Annotated in this window: 18 protein-coding genes; 13 read left to right on the forward strand and 5 right to left on the reverse strand. The window is 71.2% G+C overall.

Translation table 11 applies throughout. The features are described 5' to 3' along the window. Nucleotides 1–2,785, reverse strand: a 2,785-nt coding sequence (locus tag ABZ297_RS35525; protein ID WP_355355718.1) for a BTAD domain-containing putative transcriptional regulator, incomplete at its 3' end; no start/stop codon positions are given. Between the two features lie 210 nt (nucleotides 2,786–2,995). Between ABZ297_RS35525 and ABZ297_RS35530 the strand changes: the two genes are divergently transcribed. Then, nucleotides 2,996–3,847 (forward strand): NAD(P)-binding domain-containing protein, encoded by an 852-nt coding sequence (locus tag ABZ297_RS35530; RefSeq protein ID WP_355355720.1) that lies wholly within the window; start codon nucleotides 2,996–2,998, stop codon nucleotides 3,845–3,847. Between the two features lie 111 nt (nucleotides 3,848–3,958). Here ABZ297_RS35530 and ABZ297_RS35535 read toward each other — a convergent pair whose 3' ends face one another. From ABZ297_RS35535 to ABZ297_RS35545, 3 genes are all read right to left on the reverse strand, one after another. After that, on the reverse strand, nucleotides 3,959–5,290 hold the full coding sequence (locus ABZ297_RS35535) for an aminoglycoside phosphotransferase (protein ID WP_355355722.1): 1,332 nt from the start codon (nucleotides 5,288–5,290) through the stop codon (nucleotides 3,959–3,961). 3 nt (nucleotides 5,291–5,293) lie between these two features. Then, complete coding sequence (gene treS / locus ABZ297_RS35540) at nucleotides 5,294–6,994, reverse strand: maltose alpha-D-glucosyltransferase (protein ID WP_355355724.1); 1,701 nt, start codon at nucleotides 6,992–6,994, stop codon at nucleotides 5,294–5,296. A gap of 71 nt (nucleotides 6,995–7,065) precedes the next feature. Next, entirely contained in the window at nucleotides 7,066–9,165 is a 2,100-nt protein-coding gene (locus tag ABZ297_RS35545) for an alpha-1,4-glucan--maltose-1-phosphate maltosyltransferase (RefSeq protein ID WP_355355726.1), read from the reverse strand. Nucleotides 9,166–9,404: 239 nt separating this feature from the next. Between ABZ297_RS35545 and glgP the strand changes: the two genes are divergently transcribed. Then, nucleotides 9,405–11,987 (forward strand): alpha-glucan family phosphorylase, encoded by a 2,583-nt coding sequence (gene glgP, locus ABZ297_RS35550; protein WP_355355728.1) that lies wholly within the window; start codon nucleotides 9,405–9,407, stop codon nucleotides 11,985–11,987. Between the two features lie 44 nt (nucleotides 11,988–12,031). Further along, the gene (locus tag ABZ297_RS35555; protein WP_355355730.1) at nucleotides 12,032–12,928 is read left to right on the forward strand and encodes a MurR/RpiR family transcriptional regulator; all 897 of its coding nucleotides are present in this window, start codon (nucleotides 12,032–12,034) and stop codon (nucleotides 12,926–12,928) included. Here the strand turns inward: ABZ297_RS35555 and ABZ297_RS35560 are convergent. Continuing rightward, a complete protein-coding gene (locus ABZ297_RS35560; protein ID WP_355355732.1) occupies nucleotides 12,891–14,804 on the reverse strand; it encodes a peptidoglycan recognition family protein in 1,914 nt (637 codons plus the stop codon). The two genes, ABZ297_RS35555 and ABZ297_RS35560, sit on opposite strands and share 38 nt — an antisense overlap. Nucleotides 14,805–14,915: 111 nt before the next feature. Between ABZ297_RS35560 and ABZ297_RS35565 the strand changes: the two genes are divergently transcribed. The 10 genes from ABZ297_RS35565 (at nucleotide 14,916) to ABZ297_RS35610 (ending at nucleotide 26,370) form a co-directional block, all read left to right on the forward strand. After that, on the forward strand, nucleotides 14,916–15,839 hold the full coding sequence (locus ABZ297_RS35565; protein WP_355355734.1) for an NAD(P)-dependent oxidoreductase: 924 nt from the start codon (nucleotides 14,916–14,918) through the stop codon (nucleotides 15,837–15,839). Nucleotides 15,840–15,849: 10 nt separating this feature from the next. Next, nucleotides 15,850–16,623 (forward strand): enoyl-CoA hydratase-related protein, encoded by a 774-nt coding sequence (locus ABZ297_RS35570; protein WP_355355735.1) that lies wholly within the window; start codon nucleotides 15,850–15,852, stop codon nucleotides 16,621–16,623. Nucleotides 16,624–16,828: 205 nt separating this feature from the next. Continuing rightward, a complete protein-coding gene (locus tag ABZ297_RS35575; RefSeq protein ID WP_355355737.1) occupies nucleotides 16,829–17,167 on the forward strand; it encodes a hypothetical protein in 339 nt (112 codons plus the stop codon). Beyond that, nucleotides 17,158–18,363, forward strand: a complete 1,206-nt coding sequence (locus ABZ297_RS35580) for a DUF6395 domain-containing protein (protein WP_355355739.1) — start codon at nucleotides 17,158–17,160, stop codon at nucleotides 18,361–18,363. The genes ABZ297_RS35575 and ABZ297_RS35580 overlap by 10 nt, the downstream gene beginning before the upstream one ends. Nucleotides 18,364–18,498: 135 nt before the next feature. Then, nucleotides 18,499–19,341: a M55 family metallopeptidase gene (locus tag ABZ297_RS35585; protein WP_355355741.1), complete on the forward strand. Its 843-nt coding sequence runs from the start codon at nucleotides 18,499–18,501 to the stop codon at nucleotides 19,339–19,341. Between the two features lie 273 nt (nucleotides 19,342–19,614). Next, nucleotides 19,615–21,165: an FAD-dependent oxidoreductase gene (locus tag ABZ297_RS35590; protein WP_355355749.1), complete on the forward strand. Its 1,551-nt coding sequence runs from the start codon at nucleotides 19,615–19,617 to the stop codon at nucleotides 21,163–21,165. 58 nt (nucleotides 21,166–21,223) lie between these two features. Continuing rightward, nucleotides 21,224–21,736 carry a YbaK/EbsC family protein gene (locus ABZ297_RS35595; RefSeq protein ID WP_350808378.1) on the forward strand — a complete coding sequence of 171 codons (513 nt, stop codon included), beginning with the start codon at nucleotides 21,224–21,226 and terminating at the stop codon, nucleotides 21,734–21,736. Nucleotides 21,737–21,857: 121 nt separating this feature from the next. Next, nucleotides 21,858–23,810, forward strand: coding sequence for a protein kinase (locus ABZ297_RS35600; RefSeq protein WP_355355743.1), 1,953 nt, complete (start codon nucleotides 21,858–21,860; stop codon nucleotides 23,808–23,810). A 16-nt stretch (nucleotides 23,811–23,826) separates the two neighbouring features. Next, nucleotides 23,827–25,635, forward strand: a complete 1,809-nt coding sequence (locus ABZ297_RS35605) for a serine/threonine-protein kinase (RefSeq protein WP_355355745.1) — start codon at nucleotides 23,827–23,829, stop codon at nucleotides 25,633–25,635. 36 nt (nucleotides 25,636–25,671) lie between these two features. Beyond that, nucleotides 25,672–26,370: a serine/threonine-protein kinase gene (locus tag ABZ297_RS35610; RefSeq protein ID WP_355355747.1), complete on the forward strand. Its 699-nt coding sequence runs from the start codon at nucleotides 25,672–25,674 to the stop codon at nucleotides 26,368–26,370. Nucleotides 26,371–26,384: the final 14 nt, after the last annotated feature.

The following is a 26,384-nucleotide window of genomic DNA, read 5'->3' on the forward strand; positions in this document are numbered from 1 at the left end:
CGTCCAGCCTGCCCTGCCGCCTGGCGCCGAGCGCCAGGCCGAGCTCCGCGAACTCCTCGGCGGGACGGTTCGACTGCGACACCGCCAGCCGCCTGGCCCGCTCGTGGAAGTCCTCCGCCCCGGCGTGGTCGCCGGTCAGCAGCGCGATCCTGCCCAGCCTCGACAGCGCGTCCGGGACGGAGCTCCACAGCTCCAGCTCCTCGGCCATCCGCAGCCCGGCACGGCGCAGCTCGGCCGCCCGCTCGTAGTCGCCGGTGATCTCTGCCAGCGTGCCGAGGTTCTCCGCCGCCCGCATCTCCCCCCAGCGGTCGCCGGCCTCGCGGAACAGCGCCAATCCCTGCTCGCCGTCCCGCTGGAGCGCCTTGAGGTCGCCGCGCAGCATCGCCAGCCTGGCGCGGACGCTCAGCGCGGCGGCCGTGCCCCAGCGGTCGCCCAGGGTCGTGAACGCGTCCAGGGCGCCGTTGACGAGCTCGTCGCAGGAGGCCAGGTCGTCGTAGCCGAACAGGGCGAAGCCCAGGAACCACTGCGCCCTGGCCCTGGCGGCCGGATCGCCGATCGCCTCGAACAGCCGCACGTCGGGCGCCCGCCCCTGCCCGGCCAGCATCCGCAACCCGGCCAGCCAGACCTGGGCCCGCACGTCGCCGGACACCGACAGCACCGCCTCCAGCGCCCGTTGCCCCTCACCCAGCCGCCCGCGCAACACCCAGTACCAGCCCAGCGCGTTGACCAGCCGCACCGCCTCGTCCGCCGCGCCGCTCCCTGCCGCGTCCCGCGCACCTGTCTCGCCGCCCGCCTCGGTCGTCGTGCTCAGGCGTACCGCCGTTTCGGTGGCGGTGCGGAGGTTGGCGCTCTCCGCGTCGAGCAGGGCGAGCCAGACGCGCTGGCCCGGCCCGCGCAGATGTGCTTCCGCGCGCTCGGCGAGGTCGGCGTAGTAGCGGACGTGCCGCATCCGGACGGCGGCCAGCTCGCCCGCCTCCGCGAGGCGCTCCAGGCAGTACGCGGCGACCGACTCCAGCAGCCGGTACCTGCCGCCCGCCGCCCGCACCACCAGCGAGCGGTCGACCAGGCGCCCCAGCAGGTCCAGCACGTCCAGCCCCGGCTCCGCGCAGACGGACTCGGCGGCCTCCAGCGCGCACCCGTCGGCGTGCACGGCCAGCCGCCGCAGCACGACCTGCTCGGCCCCGGTCAGCAGCTCCCAGCTCCAGTCGATCATCGCGCGGAGCGTCTGCTGCCTCGCCGGGACGCCGCGCAGGCCGGTGGAGAGCAGGCGGAAGCGGTCGTCGAGGCGGTCGGCGAGCTGGCGCGGGGTGAGCAGGCGGGTCCGGGTGGCGGCCAGCTCCAGGGCCAGCGGGATGCCGTCGAGCCGCGCGCAGATCTCCTCGACGGCGTCGTCCGGCGGGACGCCCGCGCGTGCGGTGAACAGCTCGACCGCCGCCTCGCGTCCGAGCGGCGGCACGCTCCACAGGGCCTCGCCCGCCACCCGCAGCGGCTCCTGGCCGGTGGCCAGGATCCGCAGCCCGGGGGCCGCCCGCAGCAGCCGTCCGGCCAACTCGGCGACCTGCTCCACCACGTGCTCGCAGTTGTCGAGGACGAGCAGCGTCTCACCGGCGCGCAACACCGCAGCCAGCCGCGCCACCCTGTCCCCCGGAACCTCGTCCCCCGGTACGTCGTCGCGCACCCCCAGCACCTCGGCCACCACCTCCGCCACGGTGTCGGCCACGGTGTCGGCTCCGGTGTCGGCTCCGGTGTCGGCCGCCCGCGCGGAGAGGGCCGGGTGCCGTGGCTCGCCGGGGGGCGCGGTGGGGTGACGTCGCTCCTCTTGTGGCGGGGTCGAGGCGAGCTCGATCAGCCAGGTGCCGCCGGGGAAGGGGCGGTCGGGGTCGGCGGCGCTCTCCAGCGCCAGACGGGTCTTGCCCACGCCGCCCGGCCCCGTGAGGGTGACGAGCCGGTGCTCGCGCAGCAGCGAGCGGACCTCGGCGACCGCCTCCCGCCTGCCGATCAGGGGAGTGAGCGGCGCGGGCAGGTTGGTGCGGCGCTGGGCGGGGGCGTCGAGGGCGGGGTCCTGTTCGAGGATCGCCTGGTGCAGGGCCGTCAGCGCGGGCGCGGGGTCCAGGCCCAGCTCGGACGACAGGCGTTCGCGCAGGTCCGCGTAGCCGGCCAGGGCCTCGCTCTGCCTGCCCGCCCGGTACAGGGCCCGGATGTGGACGGCACGCAGCCGCTCCCGCAGGGGATGCGCGGCCACCAGGTCCGTCAGCTCGGCCGCCATCAGCCCGTGCTCGCCCAGCGCGAGCCGGGTTTCGGCGAGTTCCTCCAGCGCCACCAGCCGCTGTTCCTCCAGCCGTGCGGCCACGGGCCTGGCGAAGTCGTGGTCGGCGAACTCCGCGTAGGCGGAGCCGCGCCACAGGCCCAGCGCCTCGGTGAGCAGGGCTCGCCGGGCCTGGAGGTCGTCGGCCCGCTGGGCGCGGGACAGGAGGGACTGGAACAGGCCGGCGTCCACGTCGTCGTCGTCGGCGGCGCGCAGCAGGTAGCCGGGGGCGCGGTGGACGATCGCGTCACGGTCGCCGAGCACGCGGCGCAGCTGCGAGACCTTGACCCGGAGCGCGGCCAGCGCGTCGGCGGGCGGGCGGTCGCCCCACAGGTCGTCGATCAGCCGGTCGGCGGAGACGGGCGCGCCACGGTGCGCCAGCAGGTCGGCGAGGAGCGCGCGGACCTTGATCTCGGGCACCTGGACGGGCTCGCCGCCGGCCGTCCAAGCCACGAGAGGGCCCAGCACCCCGAATCGCATCTACCCCCCATAACCCTTTCCGCATCAGACCATAACCCCGCCCCGCCAAGGTGAAGGCAGGCGGGCGGGAGTTGGGAGGTCGATGGGTCCGCGCGACGTCGGCTCGCCGGATGACGGCGGGTGGGCACGTGTCGGAAGGCCAAGGGCATCCCCGCAACTCCGGCCCGCCGGATGAAGGACATCAACCACCGAGCAGAAGGAAATTGCGAAATGTCGGAATCTGTGTCGATCATCGGGCTTGGGCTCATGGGGCGCGCTCTGGCCGAGACCCTGCTGGCCGCCGGCCACCGCGTCACCGTGTGGAACCGCTCGGCCGCCAAGGCCGACGATCTCGTCGCCAACGGCGCCACCAGGGCGGCGACCGCCGCCGAGGCCGTGGAGGCGAGCCCGCTGGTGATCGTCTGCGTGCTGGACTATGCGGCCGTCCACGAGATCCTCGACCCCGTCCCGCTGACCGGCCGGGTCGTGCTGAACCTCACCAACGGACGCCCCGCCGAGGCCCGCGAGACCGCTCGGTGGGTGGCCGAGCGTGGCGGCGACTATGTGGACGGCGGGATCATGGCCGTCCCCCAGATGATCGGCGGGCCGGGCGCGCTGATCCTCTACAGCGGCTCCCAGACCGCCTTCGACCGGTACGAGGAGACGCTGCGCCCGCTGGCCAGGCCGCACTACCTGGGCACGGACGCCGGGCTCGCCCCGTTGTACGACCTGGCCCTGCTCACCGGCATGTACGGCCAGATCGCCGGGACGCTGAGCGCGATGGCCCTGCTCCGCTCGGAGAAGCGGCCGCTGGCCGACTTCACCGCGTCCCTGCTGGTGCCGTGGCTGAGCGCGATGGCCGGGTTGCAGCCTGCCTGGGCTGCGGCGATCGAGGCTGGGGAGCACGCCACCGAGGTGTCCAACCTGGAGGTCAACAGGGTCGGCATGGCCAACCTGGTGCACGCCTTCGCCGAGCAGGGGGCCAGCCTCGACCTGCTCCTGCCGATGAAGAAGATCATCGACGACCGGGTGGCGCGCGGCCACGGCGCGGAGGGCCTGTCGGGGCTGATCGAGGAGCTGTGACCCGCCCCGGGCCGCGAGGGGTAAGGGCCTGCGTTCTGGGCTGAGCGGGTGAGGGGCGGGGGCTGGGGTGCGGGGTCGGGAGAGGGTTACTCCGGGCTGGAGTGGGGGTGGTCAGGTGTCTCGTTCGCGGAACGCCGCCATCGGGATCGAGATCCACGACGGCCGGTTGCGAGCCTCGTAGACCACCTCGTACACCGCTTTCGACAGCTCGAACGCGCGCAACAGAGCCGCGTCGCCGGTGTTGATCACGCCGCCTCCCTCGCGGTACCCCTTGAGGAACGCCGCCCGGTTCCGGTCGGCCCACTCATCCGCCAGCAGCGCCAGCCTTTCGGCGTCGGGACGGTCGGCGAGCAGGTGCCTGGCCGCGTAGTCGAACGAGCGCAGCATCCCTGCCACGTCGCGCAGCGGCGACGACAGTGCCCTGCGCTCGGCCAGCGGCTGGCCGGGCTCGCCCTCGAAGTCGAGCACGATCCAGTCGGTGGGCGTGCGCATGACCTGCCCCAGGTGGTAGTCGCCGTGCACCCGCTGCAAGGGGACCTGGGTGGTCAGCTTCTGGACGCGGTAGTACGCGGCCTCCAGTGCGGGGACGTGCCGGCGTAGCTCGGGCACCTCGGTGACGGCCTGGTGGAGCTTGCGCCTGAACTCCTCGGACATCCGTTTGATGTCGTGCGCCTCCAGGACGTCCGTGGGGAAGGCGGCGGCCAGCTCGCTGTGGACGCGGGCGGTGGCGAGGCCGAGCCGCACGGACTCGCCCTCGAAGTCGCCGCCCGCTTCGGCGGCCGTGACGGGTGGCATCGAGCAGTACAGGTCGCGGACGCTCGCCAGCGCCAGGTCCCAGCCGTCGTTGGCGGTCGCGAGGTACTCCTGCATGATCGCGAGCGTGGTGGGGGTGCCGTCCAGGTCCTTCTCGATCCAGCCGTACGGCCGCGCGATGTGCGGGGCGTCCCGTTCGGCCAGGGCGGTGATGATCTCCAGCTCGGGGTTGACGCCGGGGATGAGGCGGCGGAACAGCTTGCAGATGTAGGCCTCGCCGTAGACGAGGGAGGTGTTCGACTGCTCGGCGCCCAGCACGAGGCTGCGCAGCGTGGTGTCGATGACGACGTCGGGGGCGTGGCGCAGCCGCAGCCCGTTGCGGGTGTCGCCGTGGGCCATGCCGTCGAGCAGCCAGCCGGTGAGGTCGGCGTCGTGGACGGCGTCGTAGACGTACTTGTCGCGGTCGCGGCCGATGAGGGCGTGGGCGAGCCGGTCGGGCAGTTCGTCGCGCTGGCCGAGCAGCAGTTGGTAGCGGTCGCCGGAGCCTTCCTGCGACACGATGAGGACGAGATGTCTGAGGTCCGGCGACAGTTCCACGTCGGACTCGATCGACACGTTGTCGATCGGGCGCCCCTTGCCGCCGAACCATCGTTGACGGTTGATCCATGCGGCAAGGAGCTCGTGAAACACGTCCTACTCCTCCTGGGTGAAGGCGGGTGGGAGAGTGAACCAGTAGAAACCATGCCCGGGAAGCGTCAAAAGATACGGAAGTTCGCCAATTGCCGGGAATGGAACCCCACCCATCGTCTCGACAGGGGAGACGCCGACGAATCTCCGCAGGTCCAGCTCCACCGGCTGCGGGAAGCGGGACAGGTTGTTGACGCAGAGCACCCGGTCGTCTCCCAGCTCGCGGACGAACCCGAGCACGCTCGGGTTCGACGAGTTCAGCTCGGCGAACTCGCCCGTCCCGAACACGGGGTGGCGCTTGCGGATCTCGATCATGCGCTTGGTCCAGTGGAGCAGCGATCCGGCGTTCTTCTGCTGCGCCTCGACGTTGAGGCCCTGGTAGCCGTAGATCGGGTCCATGATGACCGGCAGGTAGAGCCGCCCAGGGTCGCAGTCGGAGAAGCCCGCGTTGCGGTCGGGGTCCCACTGCATGGGGGTGCGGACTCCGTCGCGGTCGCCGAGCCAGATGTTGTCGCCCATGCCGATCTCGTCGCCGTAGTAGAGCACCGGGGAGCCGGGCAGCGACAGGAGCAGCGCGGTGAACAGCTCGATCTGGTTGCGGTCGTTCTCCAGCAGGGGGGCCAGCCGCCGCCGGATGCCGACGTTGGCTCGCATGCGGGGGTCCTTGGCGTACTCGGTGTACATGTAGTCGCGTTCCTCGTCCGTGACCATCTCGAGCGTCAGCTCGTCGTGGTTACGGAGGAAGATGCCCCACTGGCAGTGCTCCGGAATCTTGGGGGTCTGCGCCAGGATCTCGGAGATGGGGTAGCGCGACTCCCTGCGTACGGCCATGAAGATGCGCGGCATGAGCGGGAAGTGGAACGCCATGTGGCACTCGTCGCCGCCGCCCACCGGGTCGCCGAAGTACTCCACGACGTCCGAGGGCCACTGGTTGGCCTCGGCCAGCAGCACCCTGTCAGGGTAGATCCGGTCGACCTCGGCCCTGATCCGCTTCAGGTACTCGTGCGTGCGCGGCAGGTTCTCGCAGTTGGTGCCCTCCTCCTCGAACAGGTACGGCACCGCGTCCAGCCGGAATCCGTCGATGCCCAGGTCGAGCCAGAAGCGCAGCACTTCCAGCATGGCGTCCTGGACGGCCGGGTTCTCGTAGTTGAGGTCCGGCTGGTGGTGGAAGAAGCGGTGCCAGTAGTGCTGGCCGCGCACCGGGTCGTAGGTCCAGTTGGACGTCTCGGTGTCGATGAAGATGACCCGGGCGTCGGGGTAGCCCTCGTCGCTGTCGGCCCAGACGTAGAAGTCGCCGAACGGCCCCTCCGGATCGTGCCGGGAGGCCTGGAACCACGGGTGCGTGTCGCTGGTGTGGTTCATGACGAGGTCGGCGACGACCCGCATGCCGCGCTTGTGAGCCTCGTCGACGAGCTTCACGAAGTCGCCCAGGTCGCCGAACTCGGGCAGGATCTGCATGAAGTCGGCGATGTCGTATCCGCCGTCACGCAGCGGCGACTCGTACAGCGGAAGCAGCCAGAGGCAGTCGACGCCGAGCCACTGGAGGTAGTCGAGCTTGCTGATCAGGCCTCGGATGTCGCCGGTGCCGTCGCCGTTAGAGTCGGAGAAGCCCCTGATCAGGACCTCGTAGAAGACGGCGCGTTTGTACCAGTACGGATCGCGAGGCTTCTCCTCGTCGAACGGGTTGGGAATGGGTGTGGAGCTCATGAGCCCTCCCTTGGGTGGCTCATGAGGGAGGCGCTTTCACACACGTTGAAGACTCCCCGCTGAATTCTGGTCTATCGTGGCGCGGCTCTTACGGTGAGGATGTGGGCAGGCTGGATGTGGGGGTCGAGGCGGACGTAGTTGCGCTGCCGCCATCGGTACGACTCGCCGCTCAGTTCGTCGTCCACGACGAACTCGGCGTTCCAGTCGAGGCCGAGAGCGGGCAGGTCGAGGTCGACCGTCGCCTCGTGGGTGTTATGCGGGTCGAGATTGACGACCGCCAGAACGACGTCGCCCATGCCGTGCCTTCGTGTGGCCGTGTCATAGGCGCCCGGGAGCCGCTTGGAGAAGCAGACCATATCCGGATGGTCGATTCGGTGGAACCGTAGATTACGCAATTCCTGCAACGCTGGATGGGCTCTTCGGAACAAATTCAGGTGGGTGATGAAGGGGGCCAGACTGCGCCCCTCCCGCTCCGAGGCCGCCCAATCGCGAGGTCTGTACTCATATTTCTCGCTATCTAGGTATTCCTCGCTTCCAGGACGTACTGGGATGTTTTCCGCTAGTTCGTAGCCTGAATACACCCCCCATGTCGGCGAGGCGAGAGCCGCCAGCACCGCGCGGATCCTGAACGCGGGAACCCCGCCCTGCTGCAGATACTCGTGCAGGATGTCCGGCGTGTTGACGAACAGGTTGGGCCGCAGGAAGTACGAGGTCGTGTGCGCCAGCTCGGAGAGGTACGACTCGACGTCCTCCTTGGAGTTCTTCCACGTGTAGTACGTGTACGACTGGTGGAAGCCCGCCTTGGCCAGCGTCTGCATCATGGCCGGACGGGTGAACGCCTCGGCCAGGAAGATCACGTCGGGGTCGGTCGCCTGCAGGTCGGCCAGCAGCCGCTCCCAGAACGCGACCGGCTTGGTGTGCGGATTGTCGACCCGGAAGATCCGCACCCCGTGGTCCATCCAGTGCCGCAGCACCCGCTTGACCTCTTGGTAGATGCCCTCAGGGTCCTTGTCGAAGTTGATCGGGTAGATGTCCTGGTACTTCTTCGGCGGGTTCTCGGCGTACGCGATCGACCCGTCGGCCCTGATCGTGAACCACTCCGGGTGCTCCTTGACCCACGGGTGGTCAGGGGAGCACTGCAGGGCGAAGTCGAGCGCGACCTCCATGCCCAGCTCGCGGGTGCGGCCCACGAACTCGTCGAAGTCCTCGATCGTGCCCAGGTCGGGGTGGATCGCGTCGTGCCCGCCGTCCTCGGAGCCGATCGCCCAGGGCGAGCCCGGGTCGTCGGGCTCCGGGCTGAGCGTGTTGTTGCGTCCCTTGCGGAAGGACAGCCCGATCGGGTGGATCGGCGGCAGGTAGACGACGTCGAAGCCCATCTTGGCGATCGCGGGCAGTCGCTTGCCCGCGCTCTGGAAGGTGCCGGACTTGGAGACGCCGGCCTCGCTGACGATCGCCCCCTCCGACCTGGGGAAGAACTCGTACCACGAGCCGTACAGCGCCCTGCGCCTGTCGACCCTGATGCGCTGCTGTCTCGCCCTGGTCACCAGGTCGCGCAGCGGATGCGCCTCCAGCAGCATCGCCGTCTCGGGCAGCTGGGCGATCGACAGCCGCGCCCTGGGGTCCAGGTCCTCGTCGCGCAGCGTCGAGGAGATGGCGAGCAGCGCCGCCCGGTGACCGCAGGGGCTGTCGCCGTTGGTCATGGTGGAACCGTCCCTGCCAGGGACGGCGTTGCGGTGCGCGGCGGGGTGGCCGTTCCCCGGCCCCGGGCAGTCGGCCTGCCGCACGGCCCTGGCGGCCCGCTCGAACAGGCGGGCGCCCTCCTCGCACATCAGGTCGGTGTCGAGCCCGCGCGGGATCTTGATCTCGGCGTCGTGCAGCCACGTCGCGATCGGGTCGCTCCACGCCTCGACGCGGAACAGCCACTCGCCCTCGGTGGGCAGGCTGACCTGGACACCCCACCTGTCGGTGCCAGGAGCCAGCTCGCGCATCGGTCTCAGGCGGCCGCGCTGCCCATCGGGCGCGGTGAGGACCACGCCGGCGGCCACAGCGTCGTGGCCCTCCCTGAAGACGGTCGCGGAGACCTCGAAGGTCTCACCGGCGACCGCTTTGGCGGGCCACTGCCCGCAGTCGACGACGGGGTGGATGTCCGTGATGGGAATTCTTCCGATCATCGCATCTCAAGGTTGCGACGGCACGCTCGGTACCGCCGGAGGCTTTCCGTGGCAAGAACGATCCTTGCACGTTAATTGCGGGCAGCAGCGGATAGACCCCCGAGTGTCCCCGGGAGACCTGACATTGGTGGAAGTTGCCCCAATAGTCGCGCTTCATGCTTCTTTCCGGAAGGGGTTTGAAGGACGTTGCCGGGGGTGAAGGTCTCCCTCGTCCCTCCTAGCCCATAGGGTTCGAAATCGTGAGAGCTATCCGCCGGTTCACCGTCCGCACCGTCCTGCCCGCGGAGCTGGCCGCCCTCGGCGAGCTCGTGAGCAACCTACGCTGGTCGTGGCATCCAGAGACCACCGACCTGTTCGCCGAGGTCGATCCCGACCTCTGGGAGCAGGTGGGGCACGATCCCGTCGCCCTGCTCGGTGCCGTCGACCCCGCCAGGCTCGCCGAGCTGGCAGGCGAGCGCCGCTTCCTGCGCCGCCTCGCCGACGCCGCCGACGACCTGCGCGAGTACATGACCGCGCCCCGCTGGTATCAGACCCTGCCCGACGCGCCCCAGGCCGTCGCCTACTTCTCCCCCGAGTACGGCATCGCCGCCGCGCTGCCCCAGTACTCCGGCGGCCTCGGCATCCTGGCCGGAGACCACCTGAAGGCGGCCAGCGACCTGGGCGTGCCGATCCTCGCGGTCGGTCTGCTCTACCGTCACGGCTACTTCACCCAGTCGCTCTCGCCTGAGGGCTGGCAGCTGGAGCACTACCCGTCGCTCGACGCGGGCGGCCTGCCGCTCAGCCTGCTGAAGGAGGACGACGGCACCCCGGTCAAGATCCGCATCGCGCTGCCGGAAGAGCGCGTCCTGCACGCCCAGCTCTGGGTGGCGCAGGTGGGCCGGGTCCCGCTGCTGCTGCTCGACTCCGACGTGGCCGACAACGACACCGCCGCCCGCGACGTCACCGACCGCCTCTACGGCGGCGGCACCGACCACCGGCTCCTGCAGGAGCTGCTGCTCGGCGTGGGCGGCGTGCGGGCGATCCGCGCCTACTGCCGCACCACCGGGCACGCCGAGCCCGAGGTGTTCCACACCAACGAGGGCCACGCCGGCTTCCTCGGCCTGGAACGCATTCGCGAGCTGACCGAGACCCGCCTGTCCTTCGACGAGGCGCTGGAAGCGGTCCGCGCGGGCACCGTCTTCACCACGCACACCCCGGTGCCCGCGGGCATCGACAGGTTCCCCGTCGACATGATCGCGCGCCAGTTCGGCGGCGACAACGCCTGGCCGACCGTCCCGGTCGAGCGGATCCTGGCGCTCGGCGCCGAAGCCGATCCCGGCCGGTTCAACATGGCCGTCATGGGCATGCGGCTGGCCCAGCGCGTCAACGGCGTGTCGGAGCTGCACGGCAAGGTCAGCCGCGAGATGTTCCAGGACCTGTGGCCGGGCTTCGACCTCGACGAGGTCCCGATCGGCTCGATCACCAACGGCGTTCACGCCCCCACCTGGGTGGGGCGCGAGCTGATGGAGCTGGCCGGGCGTGAGCTGCCGTCGCTCCTCGAGCGGGCCCGCGGCTGGGAGGGCGTGCAGAAGATCTCCGACACCGACCTCTGGGAGATCAGGGGGACCCTCCGGCGCCGCCTGGTCGACGGGGCCAGGGCCAGGCTGCGCCACTCCTGGCGCGACCGCGGCGCGTCCGACGCCGAGCTGGGGTGGATCGACGACGCGCTCGACCCCGAGGTACTGACGATCGGGTTCGCCAGGCGGGTGCCGTCCTACAAGCGGCTGACGCTCATGCTCAGCGACCCGCAGCGGCTGAGGAGCCTGCTGCTCGACCCCGTCAAGCCGGTGCAGATCGTCATCGCGGGCAAGGCGCACCCGGCCGACGAGGGCGGTAAGAAGCTGATCCAGCAGATCGTCAAGTTCGCCGACGGGGCCGGAGTCCGGCACCGCATCGTCTTCCTGCCCGACTACGACATGGCGCTCGGCCAGCTCCTCACGCAGGGCTGCGACGTCTGGCTGAACAACCCACTGCGCCCGCTGGAGGCGTCCGGCACCTCGGGCATGAAGTCGGCGCTGAACGGCGGGCTGAACCTGTCGATCCGCGACGGCTGGTGGGACGAGTGGTACGACCGCACCAACGGCTGGGCCATCCCCACCGCCGACGGGGTGGTCGACCCCGACAGGCGCGACGAGCTGGAGGCCGCCGGGCTGTACGACCTGATCGAGCACGAGGTGGCCGACCGCTTCTACGACCGGGGCCCCGACGGGCTGCCCCGCCGGTGGATGGAGATGGTCAAGCACACGCTGACGTCCCTCGGGCCGAAGGTGCTGGCCGGGCGGATGCTCCGCGACTACGTGGTGGGGCTGTACACGCCCGCCGCCGTCTCCGCCCGCGCGCTCTCCGCCGACCAGTACGCGCCCGCCAGGGCGTTCGCCGCCTGGCGGCTGCGGGTCACCAAGGCGTGGCCGGGCGTGCGGGTCGAGCACGTGGAGGCGTCCGGCGTCGGCGACACCCCGGAGGTGGGTGCGTCCCTCGAGCTGCGGGCCACGGTCGCGCTCGGCGACCTGGAGCCCGGCGACGTGCTGGTCGAGGCGGCCTACGGCCGGGTCGGCCCGCACGACGAGCTGGTGCACCCGTCCTATCTGGGGCTGACGGCCGTGGAGGTCGGCGACGACGGGCGGGCCCACTACGCGGGCACGGTCCCGCTCGACCGCACGGGGCCGTTCGGGTACACGGTCAGGGTGGTGCCGTACCACCCGCTGGCCGCCTCGCGGGCGGAGCTCGGCCTGATCGCCGTCCCCGAGGAACCCGTCGGGATGACGAACGGGACGTTGCGCTGATCACGACCATATGAACAGTGCTCATCCAGCGGCATAATCACTCTGTGGACCACAGCGGGAACGGCCTGCGGGCAGACACTCTGGTGGCAACGGTCCGGGGTGTGCTGCCGTCCCTGACACCGGCGGCGCAGACCGTCGCGCGCCTGATCCTCGAGGATCCCGCGACGGTGGCGCGGAGCACGATCACGGAGCTCTCCGCGGCGTCCGGCACCAGCGAGGCGACGATCGTGCGCACGGCGAGGCTGCTCGGCTTCGCCGGGTACCCGCAGCTCCGCCTCGCGCTGGCCGCCGCCGCGGCGCAGCCCGACCGGCTGGTGCCCGGCGATCTGGCCCCCGACGATCCGCTGTCGGAGGTCATCCAGAAGGTGGCCAGGGCCGAGTCCGAGGCGATCAACGACACGGTGGCGCAGCTCACCTCCGAGCGGCTCGGCCTGGTCGTCGAGGCCATCGTCGGAGCCAGGCGCGTCGACGCCTACGGAGTGGGCGCCTCCGGCCTGGTGGCCGAGGACGTCGCGCAGAAGCTGCTGCGCATCGGCCTGTCCAGCCACGCCTTCCAGGACGCCCACCTGGCGCTGACCAGCGCCGTGCTGCTGAGGCCCGGCGACGTGGCGGTCGGCATCAGCACCTCGGGCGAGACACCCGACGTGCTGGAGCCGCTGGGCCGAGCGAAGGAGGCAGGCGCCACCACCGTGGCGATCACCAACAACCCCCGCTCGTCCATCGCGGAGCTGGCCGAGCACGTGCTGATCTCGGCGGGGCGCGAGACGGAGTTCCGCCCCGGCGCCCTGGCCAGCCGCATCAGCCAGCTCCTCGTCGTCGACTGCGTGTTCGTCGGCGTCGCCCAGCGCACGTTCGACTCCTCCCAGGAGGCGTTGCAGAGCACCAGGCGCGCCGTCAAGGAGTTCACCCGGAGAACGACACCTGCACGTCGTCAGCCTTGACGAACATCACCCGGTGCCCGAACTGGATCTCCAGGTACTTCGTCTGGCCCTTGACCACCTTGTGGCTTTCCAGGTCGAAGGTGACGGCCCGGTAGTACTCGGTGCTCGCCGGGCCGGCGAGGGTGTACTTCTCGCCCGCGGAGAACGTGTACTGCAGCGGGGTGACCGCCTGGTACGGGATGTCGGCCGGGTAGGCCTCCTTCTCCGGGTACGCCCTGCCGTACACCGGCACGGTCGCCAGCCCCGGCTTGGGCGTCACCACCAGCCCCATCGAGGGCACGGCGGTCGGCGCGGAGGCCGGGTTGTGGAACCACGCCTTCTGGCCGAGGTACCAGATCGCGGTCCAGTCGCCCTGCCTGTCGGCCACCGAGAAGCGCTGCCCGGTGCTGGCCCTGGCGCTGTGGTCGTACACGCTGTAGAGCGAGTCGCCGGTCGGGTGCTTGCCGACGTCCTTGACCAGCGGCGCGTCCGCGCGCGGCTCGGTGCGGAGCCAGATGGACTGCGCGCTGAGCGGCGGGCAGGCGGCCTCCGGGTTCTTGCGGTCGCAGCCGTAGAAGTACGGCTTGTTGGTGGCGAAGTCCGGTTTGATCATGACGCTGCCCGACTTGGGGCCGCCGAACTGGTGCAGCGGCGCGCCGAGCAGTTCGAAGTAGTGCGCCCAGTCCCAGAACGGACCCGGGTCCTCGTGCATGGTCTTGACGGTGGTCGGGAGCGTGCCGGGCACGTTGTCGTGGCCGAGGATGTGCGCCCGGTCGAGCGGTACGCCGTGCCTGAGCGCCAGGTAGCGCACGAGCTTGGCCGACGTGCGGTACATCGCCTCGGTGTACCAGGTGCTGCCCTCTGCCAGGAAGCCCTCATGCTCGATGCCGATGGACTTGGCGTTGATGTACCAGTTGCCCGCCTGCCAGCCGACGTCCTTGGTCTTGATCTGCTGGGCGATGTGGCCGTCGCTGGAGCGCACCGAGTAGTGCCAGCTGCCGGGCCACTTCGGGTCCTGGTTCAGCTTGACCGAAGGGCCGAAGTAGCCCTCCATGTCGTGGATGATGATGTAGTCGACCTTCTGGTTGACCGGGCGGTTCGACAGGTCGTAGTGGCCGTAGTCGTCGTTCGGCAGCTGCTGGTACGCGGCCGGGATCCACTCACAGGAGATCGACGCCGGGCACTCCACGCCGTCACGGCGCGGCGGGCGCAGGCCCAGCTTCTCCAACCACTTCTCGATCTTCTCCAGGCCCGGAACCGGGGGCAGCGCGACCTTCTGGCCGTCGTCGGTGACCCGCTCGGCACCGTCCTGGATGGTGGTGTAGACCTCGTCCGCGAAGATCTTGGCGGCCTCGGACTCGTCGGCGCCCGAGTACTTGGCGACGGCGCCGTACCATTCGCCCGGCTTGTCGCTCAGGGGCGCGCCCAGCGACTTCTGGTAGTCGGCCAGCAGCGCGGCGCCGCCCCTGATGTTCGCGGCGGGGTCGGTGCGGAGCTTCTCGTGGCTCTCGCCGGTGAGCTGGGACGCCTTCTCCATGGTCCGGAGCGAGGCGGGGATCTCCGTGGGCGCGGGCGCCTCGGCGGGAGCGGCCAGCGGACGGGTCTCGTCGCCCCGCGGGTCCTCCTCGCCCTCGCCATGGTGGTTCGAGCCGGTGAAGGCGGCGGCGTCGGTCAGGTGCATCGGGCCGAACCCGGCGTCGTTGCTCGGCTGGCCCGCGTGCGCGTCCCAGCGGGACTCCAGGTAGGAGACGCCCAGTAGGACGCTCTCGGGGACCTGGAACTCCTTGGCCGCGGCGGCGAACGCCTGCTGCCTGTCGCCTGGCTCCTCGGCCTGTGCGGCCGTGATGTTCACTAAGGGCAGGAAGGCGACCACCGCGATCGCCAACGCTCTGCGCATGTACGTCTCCTCGACTGGGGGGCGTGCCGGAGTCAGCGTCGCAACATTTTCCTTCCTTGGCGAGAGCTTTGCGAAGATATTTTTCAGTAGTTAACGGCCTATGGTGTGCGGATGACGTCGATCGTGACCGGGGCCTCCGGGTTCCTCGGACGCGCCCTGACCTCGGCCCTGCTCGACGCCGGCGAGCACGTGATCGGCGTCGACCGCCGCCCCCAGCCCGAGCGCCCCGGCCTGACGGTGCTCACCGCCGACCTCCTCGACGAGGGCGGTGCCGTGGATGCGGCCTTCGCCGTCGCCGACGCCGTCTACCACCTCGCCGGATGCCCCGGCGTGCGCGACCGCGGCCCCGGCGTGGCCGGGCGCCGTCACCGCGACAACGTGCTGGCAGGGGCGCGGGTGCTCGCCCTGGTCCGGCCCGGAGTCCCGCTCGTGGTGGCCTCGTCCAGCTCCGTGTACGGAGGAGCGTCCGGTGGGCGTCCCAGCCGCGAGTCCGACTCGCTCCGCCCGATCGGCGGGTACGCCCGCAGCAAGGCCGCCCTGGAACGGCTCTGCCGGGGGCGGCCCGTCACCGTCGTCCGGCCGTTCACCGTCGCGGGGGAGGGGCAGCGACCCGACATGGCCCTGTCCCTCTGGCTGGCGGCGGCCGTCGCGGGGCGTCCCCTGCCCGTCCTCGGCTCCCTCGACCGCACCCGCGACGTCACGGACGTGCGGCAGGTCGCCCGCGCCCTGATCGACCTCACCGGCGTCCCCGGCGTCGTGAACCTCGGCACCGGCCGGGGCCACTCGCTGCGAGCCCTGGCGGTGGCGGTGGCCGAGGTGACGGGGGCGGAGGTCACGTTCGACCTGCTCCCCGCCCCGCCGGTCGAACCCGCCGACTCACTGGCCGACACCCGCCGCCTCCGGTCGCTGATCGGCTGGACCCCGGAGACCGACCTCCTGGCCCTGGTCCGCCGCCAGCACGCCTACGCGAGCACCGACCGTCCGGACCCCGTTCACGCCCCGGGCCTCCCCTCGGCCTCCGGCACGCTTCTGTAGTGTGCTGAGCATGGGTGAGTTCGTACGCGTCGAGGTGGCCGACCAGATCGCCACGATCCAGCTTGATCGTCCCAAGATGAACGCCCTCAACGGCCAGGTGCAGAGGGAGATCGGCGAGGCGGCCCGCGAGGTCGACGCCGACCCCGGAACCCAGGCCGTGGTCATCTACGGTGGCGCGCGCGTCTTCGCGGCGGGCGCCGACATCAAGGAGATGGCCGACATGTCCTACGCGGACATGTCCCTCCACTCCCGGACACTCCAGGACTGCTTCACCGCTGTGGCCCGCATCGGCAAGCCTGTCATCGCCGCGATCACCGGCTACGCGCTCGGCGGCGGCTGCGAGCTGGCGCTGTGCGCGGACTTCCGGGTGGCGGGGGAGTCGGCCAAACTGGGGCAGCCGGAGATCCAGCTCGGCATCATCCCCGGCGCGGGCGGCACCCAGCGGCTGCCGCGCCTGATCGGGCCGTCGCGCGCCAAGGATCTCATCTTCACCGGCCGCCACGTGCCGGCCGCGGAGGCACTGGCGATCGGCCTGGTCGACCGGGTGGTCCCCGACCCGGAGGTGTACACGGCGGCCTTGGAGTGGGCTGCCACCTTCGTCGCCGGCCCCACGGTGGCGCTGCGCGCCGCCAAGCAGGCGGTCGACCAGGGGCTGGAGGTGGACCTCGACACCGGCCTGGAGATCGAGCGCCTGCAGTTCTCCGGCCTGTTCGCCACCGACGACGCCAAGGCCGGCATGCGCGCCTTCGCCGAAAAGTCCAAGCCCAAGTTCACCGGCCGCTGAGCCGCCCGCACCTTCGCCCGCGCCCCGGGACGGGCCGCCCGCGCACGCCTCGCCCCGCCGTCGTTCGTGGACGGCGGGGTCGGGGGCGGCGGGCGGGCCTTGTGGGGTTGGTCCGGAGGGGGGAAAGGCGATCAGTTAACGATCTTGTGTGGCATTCTGGAACGGCGCCCTGTTAGGCGGGGGTTTGCCACTATGGTGGCGTTTCATGATGCGCGTCCTGGTCCCCGTCCGGCTGCGTAAGGCCGTGCGTACGTGGTTCGATGCCCGCTACATCTCCATCGCTGACCACCGTCAGGACATCAGGGACGCCCTGTGGGAGGTTCAGACCCTGCGCCGGGAGATGGCCACCCTGCAGGCGGAGGTCGAGCGGCTGAGAAACGCCCGGCCGCTCGCCGTCGACAGGGCGAAGCTCGACGACACCCAGCGGCTCGCCCAGGAGACCGCCAAGGCCCTCGACGGCGTCCTGCAGAACGAGGTGCTCCTCTGGCAGGCGATCGACTCGCTGAAAGCGGGCCGCGCGAGTGAGGATCAGCCGTGCGCGTGACCTGGTCGGGAGGCGAGCTGACCTTCCGCCTCGACCCCGAGGACGAGATCACCGGAAAGGCCGCCGACGAGCACCCCGTCAAGCTGGCCACCAACACGTGCACGATCTCGGGCGTCCCCGCCGACGCGCACCCCGACCTGTACGCCGTCGCCGCCTGGACCGTCGTCGCCCCCTGGACCAGGAGGAAGGTCACCTTCGACCGGGCGGTGTCCGCCGAGGTGGCCGCGGCCCTGCACGACGGTTGGGGCGTCGAGGCGGGCCCGGTGGGAGCGGAGCCCCGCAGCGCCGGGGGCACGCTCGCCATCTCCTACAGCGGTGGAGCGGACTCGGTCGCGGCGTCGGCCGTGTACCCCGACGCCCCCTTCGTCCACTTCCGGCGGGTGCCTCACGCCCGGGTGCCCAACCGCTGGCCGCACTACCGCTCGGACGTCCTCGCCAAGCTCGCGAAGCGGACCGGCCGCGATCTCACCGTCGTCGAGTCCGACCTGGAGTTCACCCTCGCCGAGCCGCGCCCCGGATACCCGGAGCATCACGCCGTCGCCGCGGGCGCGCTGCTGCTCGCCGACCGGATGGACCTCGGCGGCCTGGCGTTCGGCTACGAACTGGGGTCCCGGTGGCTCGGCGGTGACCGCTACCTGCTGCGCTACACGCCCGACAACCCGATGTGGGCTCCGCACGGGGCGTGGGGGCGGCTGTTCGCCGCCGTGGGCGTGCACATCGTGCTGCCCGTGGGCGGCGTGAGCGAGGCCGTCACCATGCGGCTGGCCCTGAACTCCGACCTCAAGGACCAGGTCCGGTGGTGCCTGCGCGGCACCGACGGCCCGTGCCGCACCTGCGGCAAGTGCCTGTACAAGGAGCTCATCCAGGCCGCCGTGGAGCGCCGGCCGATCGACACCCCGATCACCGCCGACCGGCCGGTGGCCCGCAAGTGGCTCCAGCCGCCGCCGTTCGGCGGCCAGGAGATGATCGAGTACGGGCTGGCCCGCGTCCCCGGCATCGAGCAGTCGCTCTTCGCCAAGGCCATCGACCACTTCGACGCCACCGAGGAGTCGACGAGCTGGCTCGACCACTGCTACCCGCCGGCGATCGACGAGATCCCGCCGAGGTGGCGTGACGAGGCCGCCGCCTTCCTCACCTCCAACGTCGGGCTCATGACGGAGCGCGAGATCCGCCGGGTGGAGACATGGGGCTCCTGACCCTCGCGTCGCCGCCTCCCAGGTACCGACTGGAAGCGGGCGGCAGCAGACCAGGCTCGCCCAGCCGGTGCTTGGGTGGAAGATTGGCAGCGTATGGGGTGAATGTCGGGTGAGGCGTGATGAGGGGTGCGGCGGATGAAGGTCTACCTGTCGGTTGACATGGAGGGCGTGACCGGGCTGACCGACCCGGAGGAGATGCACGCCGGCAAGCGCGGTTACGAACGCGGATGCGAGCTGATGACGGCCGACGCCAACGCCGCCATCGCGGGCGCGTACGACGCGGGGGCCGGGAGCGTCCTGGTGAACGACGCGCACGGGTCCACCAAGAACCTGCGCATCGACCTGCTCGATCCACGCGCCACGCTGATCCGCGGGCCCGGCAAGGCGCAGCGGATGGCGCAGGGGCTCGACAGGTCGTGCCAGGCCGCCTGCTTCGTCGGCTACCACGCGCGGGCCGGGGTGCAGCACGGCGTGCTCAACCACACGTGGATGGGCAAGGAGATCCACAACGTCTATCTCAACGGCGAGGTCTGCGGCGAGACCCGGCTGGTCGCGGCGTGCGCCGGGTTCCACGGCGTGCCCGTCGTGCTGGTGACGGGCGACGAGGCCGTCGGCGAAGAGGCGCGCGAGCTGCTCGGGGACGTGGAGACGGTGGCGGTCAAGAAGGGGATCGACAGGTTCTCGGCCGAACTGCTGCCTCCGAGCGTCGCCCAGCAGCGCATCCGTGAGGCGACGGCCAGGGCGTTGAGCCGGTTGACCGACTTCACGCCGTACACCGTGGCGGCGCCGTACACGCTCGGGGTGGAGTGGAACTCCACCGCCATCGCCGCGGCCGTGGGGCTGGTTCCCGGTGTGAAGTCGGTGGGCTCGCGGCACATCGAGTTCACCACGGACGACTTCACCCAGATCATGGCGCTGTTCGGGATCTTCGCCACCATCGGTGGCCAGATCGCCTGCGGCAGCGGCCCCTACGGCTGAGCGGCCCCCGGGAGGCCGCCCCGGCGCGCGTCGCGCCGGCCCGCCGGTCAGCGGGCGCGGCGGCCGGTTCGGGCGGGTGGCGTTCGACCGGTCGGCGGGCCGCGACGGAGGTTCGGGTGACCGGCCCGCAAAGGCCGCGGACGTTCGGGCGGCCGGTGTTCGGGCGGCCGGTGTTCGGGCGGCTGGTGTTCGGGCGGCTGGTGTTCGGGCGGCTGGTGTTCGGGCGCTGGGTGGAAGTGGTGTTGACGATGGTGGGCGGAGGAAGTGGGCGGCATGGAGGGCGCGGCGCTGACCCGGCGTGGGCTGCTGGTCGGTATCGGGGCGGTCGGTGGCGCGGGCGCGATGTACGCCGCGATGGGCGCGCTCGGCCTGGCGCCGTCCCGGCAGGAGACCCGGTTCGCGCCGCCCCAGCCGAGTGACTTCTCGCTGCGCGGGAAGGCGGCCGCCAAGGTGGTGATCGTCGGCGCTGGCGTGGCCGGGCTGACCGTCGCCTACGAGCTGGGCAAGGCCGGGTACGACTGCACGCTGCTGGAGGCCGGGACGCGGGCCGGCGGGCGGAACCTGACCCTGCGCGGCGGCGACCGGCTGGTGGAGGCCGACGGCCCGGCGCAGGACGTCCGGTTCGGCGAGGGCGTCTACTTCAACGCGGGGCCGGGACGGATCGCGCCCTGGATGGTCACCATGGACTACTGCCGCGAGCTGGGCATCCCCATCGAGACGTTCGTGAACAACAACGCCCAGGCGTACGTGCACACGAACGGGCAGACGGTCCGGGCCCGCACCGCCCGAGCGGACCTGTACGGCTACGTCGCGGAACTCCTCGCCAAGGCCACGAACACCGGCGCGCTGAACAGGAAGCTGACCAAGGACGACCAGGAGCGCCTCCTGGAGTTCCTGCGGCGCTTCGGCGACCTGGGCCCCAAGCTCGACTACGAAGGCTCCACCCGCCGCGGTTTCACGAAATATCCGGCGTTAGACACCGGCACCCCCATCGCGTCCCCAGGCTCGCTCCACGAGGTCCTCGCCGCGGCGACGGGCAGGGCCATCACCAACGACTTCGGCTACGACCAGGCCACCCCCATGTTCCAGCCCGTCGGCGGCATGGACGCGATCGTCACCAAACTGGTGGAAGCCGTCGGCCGCGACCGCATCACCACCGGCGCCAAGGTCACCAAGATCACCAACCTCCCCGACGGCGTCGAGGTCACCTGGGACGGCGGCCAGATCAAGGCCGACTACTGCGTGGCCACCCTCCCGCCCCACCTGATGGCCAGGATCCCGCACAACCTCGGTGAGAGCGTCACCGCAGCGCTGAAGACCCCCGTGCCGGTGGCGTCGGGCAAGATCGGCCTGGAGTACGGCAGGCGCTGGTGGGAGCTGGAGGACCGCATCTACGGCGGCGTGACCGAGACGGACCTGGACATCACCCACATCTGGTACCCGTCACACGGCTACCACTCCGAGCGCGGCGTCCTCGTCGGCTACTACAACACCGAGCAGAACGCGGAGCTGTACGGCGCCCTCACCCCGGAGGACCGCCGCAGGAGGGCGCTCACCCAGGGCAGGAAGATCCACGGCGACAGGTACGGCAAGGGCCTGCTGTCCAGCGTCTCGATCGCCTGGGAACGTCAGGAGCACATCCAGGGCGGCTGGGTGCGCTGGCCCGCCTTTGATTCGTCCTTCACTCTTCTGCAACGCCCCAGCGGAAGGGTTTACTTCGCGGGCGACTGGCTCACCCACCTGATCGCCTGGCAGGCGGGGGCGCTGGAGTCCGCCCGCAGCGCCGTCACCCAGTTGCACCAGCGGGTGCTGCAGAACCCGTGACGACGCACGCGACCCCGGTGACCGCGTAGGGTCCTGGGGAAGCGAACGAGGAGATGGGATGACCTTGCACTGGGTGCCCGCGACCGAGCGGGCCGACCTGCTGGCCGAGCCGGTCGCGCGGGCCGTGGAGGGGATCGGCGACGTCGTGGTCGCCGAGATCGACCCCGAGCTGGCCGACACCGCGGCGTTCTGCGAACGCTACGGGGTGACCCTCGACGAGTCGGCGAACTGCGTGGTCGTCGCGGCCAAGCGCGGCGGCGAGACGCGATACGCCGCGTGCATGGTGCTCGCGACGATGCGGGTGGACGTCAACGGCGTGGTGCGCAAGCACCTTGACGCGCGCAAGGCGAGCTTCGCCCCCATGGCGGAGGCAGTGGAGCTCACCGCGATGGAGTACGGCGGCATCACCCCGCTCGGCCTGCCCGACGACTGGCCGATCCTGGTGGACGTGAACGTCGCCGAGCATCCGAGAGTGGTCATCGGGAGCGGCGTGCGACGGTCCAAGCTCGCCGTGTCCGGAGCCACGCTCGCCGGGCTGAAGAGTGCCGAGGTGCTCTCCCTGGCGAACTGAGGCCAATTCGAGACCGTGGGATGGGAAACCAATGGGGCCGATCTGGACGTTGTACGAGTGGGAATGTGGCCTCATGGTTCATCTCGTGGGCGGGGATTAAGCCGGTATGGTGCTTCATGCCATGAACGATGACCGACTTGGCCCTTACCGGTTGCTCAGGCGGCTCGGTGAAGGCGGAATGGGCGTTGTACACCTCGCTGTCGACCCCCAGGGGCGTCAGGTGGCGGTCAAGGTCCTGCGCGCCGAGGTCGCCGGTGACGAGGTCGCCAGGCGCCGGCTGTCGCGCGAGGTCGAGACCATGCGCCGGGTGCGCAGCAGATACATCGCCGAGGTGCTCGACGCCGACGTGACCGGTCACCGTCCGTACATCGTCACCCGTTATGTACCGGGGCGTCCCCTTGACGAGATCGTCAAGGACGACGGGCCGCTCGACCTGCCCGCGCTGGTCAGGATCGCGCACGGGGTGGCCACGGCGCTGGCCGCCGTCCACTCGGTCGGGGTGATCCACCGCGACCTGAAGCCGGGCAACGTGCTGATCATCGACGGTGAGCCGGTGCTGATCGACTTCGGCATCGCGCAGGCCGTCGACGCGACCAGGCTGACCCAGACCGGCATGTTCATCGGCACGCCCGGCTACCTCGCCCCCGAGATCATCGAGGGCCAGGAGGCGGGGCCGGAGGTCGACGTGCACGCCTGGGCGGGCACGCTGCTGTACGCGGCCACCGGGCAGCCGCCCTTCGGCAAGGGCACGCTGGAGATGATCTTCTACAACATCACCGCGGGCAAGGCCGACGTGAGCGCCGTTCCGGCCGCGTTGCAGCCGCTGCTCAAGGCGGCCTTCCAGCGCAACCCGGCGAAGCGCCCCAAGGCGCCGGAACTGGCCGAGCAGACCGCCCGGATGCTGCCCATGCGGGCGGGTAACGTGCCCGACGAGATCTCGACCGTGCCGCGTCCCGACCGGGGCGCGCTGCCGTCAGAGCCGCCGTTCGGCGGCGACAGGCTCCCCAGCGCCGAACCGCCGTACGTCGGCGACAAGCCGCCCTACGACGTCTCCACGCCGCCTGTGACCCCCAGGCAGCTCCTCGACGGCCAGCCACAGGGTCTGTCACAGGGTCCGCCGCAGGGGCTGCCGCAGGGCCGGCCCGACCAGCGTTACGTCTCGCTCCTGCCCGAGCAGGGCGACCCGTGGCCCACCCGCAGGGTGACCCCCGACGAGCTGCGCCGGATGCAGCGCGAGGGGGCGGCACAGGGCTCGGCGCAGGGCGGTCAGCCCTGGATCCAGCAGCACCCGCAGGCCGTCAACCACGACTCCGACGTGCCCACCAGGCGGGTCCGTCCCGACGCGCCCGACTACGGCAGGGGCAGCGCGGTCCCGCCGCCGTACATCCCCGCGCAGGTCCAGTTCCCGCCGGAGCCGCCGAAGACCAAGCACGAGCCGTTCGTCCCCGCCGTGCCCCCCGGGCAGCTGTTGCAGCGGTCCAAGGCGTACGGCGTGGCGGGCTCGATGCTGCTGATCCTGATGATCGTGGCGGCGATCCTGGCGCCGGTACTGGTGGCCGTGCTGGTGATTCCGGCCGTGGTGCTGCTGCGCGCGGCCGACCTGGCACAGCCCGCGCTGTCGGCCCGCAGGTCCGCGGGCTCGGCCGCACTGGACGTCTTCAGGGTGTTCGGCCAGCCCCAGGCGCTGGCCAAGTCCGCGGGCATCACGCTCGCACTGGCGCTCTACGCGGCCATTCTCGGTCTGCCGGTTACCTTGCTGCTCACCGTGGTAGTGAAGATGCCTGAAGCGAACGCGCTGGCCTGGGGGGCGGCAGTAGCGCTGTGGACCGTCTGCGCGGGCCCCGGAGTCGAGGGACCTGGGAGACAGATGCGCAGAACTCTCGCATCGCTAATACCCTCGAGAACAGGAGCGATGGTGATGGCGGGGGTCCTCGCGGCGGGGGCCGCGCTCTCCCTGATCCTCGCTTACAGCACGTTCGGCGCCGATGCGAAGGAGGCCATGTGGGCTCCGCTGGACGTTCAGCCTGTGGTGAGCCTCCTCAGCGGGCTCAACAAGGGAAGTTCGGGGGGATGATGCGGGGACAATGGCGATGAGCAACACCGAGGCGCCCGAGCGGCTCGGGCCGTACCGGCTGGTCAGGAAGATCGGCGAGGGTGGCATGGGGGTCGTCCACCTGGGGCTCGACTCCGAGGGGCGCGAGGTCGCCATCAAGGTGCTCCACCCGCACGTGGCCGCCGACCTGAAGGCCCGCGACCGGCTCACCCGCGAGGTCGAGACCATGCGCCGGGTGCGCAGCCCGCACGTGGCCGAGGTGCTCGACGCCGAACTGGTGGGCGGCCAGCCGTACGTCGTCACCCGGTTCGCGCCCGGCCGCACGCTGGAGGCAACCGTGCTGGCCGACGGCGCGCTGGAGGCGCGCGAGATCATCCGGCTGGCGCAGGGGCTCTGCCAGGCGCTGGTGGCCATCCACGCCGCCGACGTGATCCACCGCGACTTCAAGCCGTCGAACGTCATGCTGGTGAACGGCGAGCCGCTGGTCATCGACTTCGGCATCGCGCACCTGGTCAACGCCACCCGGCTGACCCAGACCGGGATGTTCGTCGGCACGCCCGGCTACCTGGCGCCCGAGATCATCCGCGACTCGGAGATCACCCAGGCGGCCGACGTGCACGCGCTGGCCTCCACCGTGTTCTTCGCCGCGGTGGGCGCGCCGCCGTTCGGCACCGGCGCCTTCGAGGCGGTCTGCTTCAACATCATGGAGGGCCGCGCGCAGCTCGACCGGGCTCCGGCGTGGCTGCGCGGCTGGCTGTCGCGGGCCCTGCGGGTCGAGCCGGGCGAGCGTCCCAGCGCCCAGGAGCTGCTGCGGATGGCCAGGGCCCTCGACCCGTCGGTCACCAACTTCCACGAGACGGCCCTCCAGGACACGCCGCCCGCCGGGCCCACCGGCACCAAGAGGCTGACCAGCGGCACCCGCACCATGGACACCTTCTCCGACCTGCTGCCGCCGGTCGAGTACGGCAGGCCGGAGCCGGTCCGCGAGGAGAAGCCGCCGCCGTACGTCCCGGCGCCCATGCCGCCCCGGGTCATGCCGCGCACCGACCAGCGGGTCGCGGGCTATCCGGCGCCCTATCCCGGGCCGCAGACGGGTGCGGTCGCGCCCCGCCCGGTGCCGCCGCCCGCGCCGCAGACACGTCCGGCGACCCAGCCGCGTCCCGACAGCCCGCCGGCGGAGCGCAAGCGTTACCTGGTCGGCAGCCAGCTCGTCGGGATGCTGCTGCTGGTCCTGCTGGTGGCGCTGGCCGTCATGCTGCCCGTCGCGGTGAGCGCGATAGCCGTCGCGCTGTCGCTGGTGCTGCGGGTCGGCGAGTACCTCTTCGGCGACCTGGTGAAACGCCGTCAGGTGCGCGGCAGCAGCGCGGCTGATCCGCTCCTCGCGCTGGTCGGCACGCCGTGGGCGCTCGTCAAGGCCACGCTCGTGACGCTGGTCCATGTGCCGCTGTCGGCCGTGTTCGGGGTCTGCGTCTGGGGCCTGCTGCGCTGGGGCGGCGGGATGAGCATCAACGAGGCGGCCTCGTACGCGGCGGGCGCGTTCACGGCCGGGCTGTTCGTGCTGCCGGGCGGCGGCGCGCCGCGCCAGGCCGTCACCCGAACGCTCACCAGCGTCCTGCGCTCTCCGGGCGCGGCGCTGGTCGCGGTGCTGGTCGTGGGCACCGCCGCGCTGCTCGCGGTGATGTTCGCGATGGGCCAGGAGCCGTCATGGGCGCCCTGGCAGGCGCCCGAGAAAGTGATCAAGCAGCTGACCAGGGACGCCGGGGAGAGCACGCTCGGCCTGATCACCGGAATGGTCGACTCGTTGCTGAACTCGGTCGGCCTCGGCTGGTTGACGCCCTGGTCCTGAGTGTCCGCGCGGGCTCGCGGGGGGAGAAGAACGGGTATGAGCGAGCACCTCGGCCCCTATCGGCTCCTCTCCCGGCTCGGGTCGGGCGGCTTCGGGGAGGTGCACCTGGCGCTCGACCCCGAGGGGCGGACCGTCGCGGTCAAGATCCTCCACCCGCACGTGGCCGCCGACGGGGCGGCCATCGCCCGGCTGGCCCGCGAGGTCGAGACCATGCGCCTGGTCGACGGGCCGCACGTGGCCGAGGTCCTCGACTCCTCCCTGGACGTCGACAGGCCCTACCTGGTCACCCGGTACGTCCAGGGCAGGCCGCTCAGCGCCGTCCCGGTGCCCGTGGCGGACCTGCGCCTGCTGGCCACCGGGTTAGCCGACGCGCTGGAGGCCATGCACGGGGCCGGGGTGGTGCATCGCGACCTCAAACCGGCGAACGTGATGATGAGCGAGGGCGAGCCCGTCGTCATCGACTTCGGCATCGCCAGCGCGCTCGACTCGCTCTCGGTCACGGCCTCGGGCGCCGTGGTCGGTACGCCCGGCTACCTGGCCCCCGAGGTGCTGGAGGGCAGGCCGGCGGGCCCGGAAGCGGACGTCTTCTCCACCGCCGCGACCCTGGCCTACGCCGCCACCGGGCGGCAGCCCTACGGGCAGGGGCCGGCCTCGGCGGTCGCCTACCGCGTCGTCCACCACGAGCCCGATCTGGAGGGCGTGCCGGGCTGGCTGGCTCCACTGTCGGGCAGGTAGTCGACGCCGATGTG

It is taken from the genome of Nonomuraea sp. NPDC005983 (assembly GCF_040614375.1).
GTDB lineage: Bacteria > Actinomycetota > Actinomycetes > Streptosporangiales > Streptosporangiaceae > Nonomuraea.